The sequence below is a fragment of the Microbacterium sp. GbtcB4 genome (genome assembly GCF_019091465.1).
Classification (GTDB): Bacteria; Actinomycetota; Actinomycetes; order Actinomycetales; family Microbacteriaceae; genus Microbacterium; species Microbacterium paraoxydans.
In genome coordinates this window covers 1-235 of the sequence record NZ_JAGXJJ010000602.1, presented here as the reverse complement: position 1 = coordinate 235, position 235 = coordinate 1, and the positions used below count along the sequence as shown (strand labels likewise).

1 protein-coding gene is annotated in these 235 nt (G+C 66.4%); it reads right to left on the bottom strand.

Features of this window, described 5'->3' with window-relative positions; genetic code table 11:
• Nucleotides 1-235: hypothetical protein (locus KVS71_RS18965; protein ID WP_217585305.1), on the bottom strand; the 235-nt coding region annotated here is incomplete at both ends.

Below are 235 nucleotides of genomic sequence, written 5' to 3'. Positions count from 1 at the left end.
CGACCCCGCCCCACTCGAAGACCGCCACGACGCGCCCGAAGGAGGAGACGAGCGACCGCAGGTAGCCCGCCGCGGGGGTGAACGGCAACCAGAGGGAGCGGAACACGATGGTGAGGAGGATCAGCGAGAGACCGAACACGAAGATCCAGAACGGCAGCAGAGCCGCCCCGAGCTGATCCGAGAAGACGATGCCGACGGCGGTGAAACCGGTGACCTTGAGGTCGATGCCGAACTC